1 protein-coding gene is annotated in these 1,668 nt (G+C 58.7%); it reads right to left on the reverse strand.

All coding sequences use genetic code 11. The features are described from left to right. Window positions 1-235: 235 nt before the first annotated feature. On the reverse strand, window positions 236-1,099 hold the full coding sequence (locus EOB49_RS32535; RefSeq protein ID WP_127383372.1) for an ATP-dependent DNA ligase: 864 nt from the start codon (window positions 1,097-1,099) through the stop codon (window positions 236-238). Between the last annotated feature and the right edge of the window lie 569 nt (window positions 1,100-1,668).

Below are 1,668 nucleotides of genomic sequence, written 5' to 3' on the forward strand. Positions count from 1 at the left end.
CCCTGCATCCGACCATTGAGAGTTGTCTACCCAGGGATGGCCGGCACGGATTACGAATTTGGGGTGACAGGACCGCGCCGGCCAGGCCGGGCACAAGGGGTGGGCCTAATGACCAGCCCTTTCACGCTACCGACATGATAGGAATCCATCAATTAAGCCTGATGGTCTAGAACGCGAATACGACGGTTCTCGGGCGCTTGGGCGACGGGCCGCACTCCAGCCTTTTGCCGCGGCATTATTCCTCCTCTCGGTAATCGAGCAGCTTCGCATGGCGTAGTCTTTCCTCGCCCTTCAGGAACCGCACGCGACCGACAAGGCCAGGCTTGAGCCATTCGGCTTTTTCTTTCTTTAGACCGATCGGCACTGGGCCGCCGACCTTCCCTTGCACGCGATCCCATAGGCGCTGGCGCTTGTCAGCTTTAAAGGCAACGAAAGCACCGCCGGCATAGCGGCCCTTATCGGCCATGAGCACCATTGCGGGTTTGCCGCGCTCACGCTGCACGCCGATGATGTCCATTTCCTTTTCGGCATAGCACTTGATCTTCCGCCAGTTCATCGTCGGCCCGCTGCGGTAGACGCTGTCCTTGCGCTTTGAGACCATACCCTCCAGCCCTGCCCTGTCGACTAGGTGATAAATCGCATCGCCAGTGCCGGGCATGGCTTTGCTTACCTGAATGCGGCCGACGGCTGGTATCAATGCCTGCAGGATCTCGCGGCGGTCTTCCACCGGCATGTTGCGCAGATCATGCCCGTTTAGGTGCAGGAGATCGAAGGCCACCAAATACAGATCGCGCGACGGCTTACGGCGGGTAACGGCTGATTGCAGGGCGTGGAAGTCGGACAGGCCTGCCTTGTTGACCGTGATTGTCTCGCCATCGATGATGAAACTTTCCGCCTCGATCGACTCCGCCTCTCCGGCAAGTTCGATATAGCGGCCGGTCCAGTCGTAACCGTTCTTGGTGAACAGCCGGATCCCGTTTTCATCCTTGATAATTTGGGTGCGATACCCGTCGAATTTGATCTCATGGAGCCATTCGTCGCCCTGCGGTGGCGTGTCGACCAGCTCGGGCTCCATGGGCTTGATGAACTTCAGAGGCATGCGCTGACTCGCATAGTGCGATTCAATTAGCGCGCGCTAAAATGGTTCCGGAACATTTTAGCCATCCTGCATGTTTCGGTGCATGCCGACGATAGACACAGAAGAGTGCAGAGCGGCGCTAACGCTGATCCGGCGAACGATCGAGGATCATTGTCCGCCTGGCGTTCTTCCGAGCGAGGAAGCGGTAAATGGTCTTTATGGGCCGGAGCTCATGCATGAAGCCGCCGCCTTGGCCACCGCCATTGTCAAGACCGTCGACAAGCTGACATTGAGTTCGACGAGGATTCCGCCGGCGCCCAGCATTAAAGCTTAGCGCTTCCCAGCGTTGGAAGGTAGGCGCGCCGAGCGGTCAACCTGATATCCAAGATGCGAGTACCAGGGCGCATAAGGATGAGACCAGAGCAGCGGCCGCAAGAAGCACCCCTGCGCTCTGCCAACCCGGCGGCGGCTCGTGTACCAGCCTGTTGGGCGGCTGATTGTCATTCATGGGAAGCTGCAAATTAGGTTCCGCTAATTGCTGACCCTGGCGCCAGGCCGGCAAACCCCGTTGCGAACGCGTTGCAATGATC

The organism is Mesorhizobium sp. M7A.F.Ca.MR.148.00.0.0, assembly GCF_003997735.1.
Lineage (GTDB): Bacteria > Pseudomonadota > Alphaproteobacteria > Rhizobiales > Rhizobiaceae > Mesorhizobium.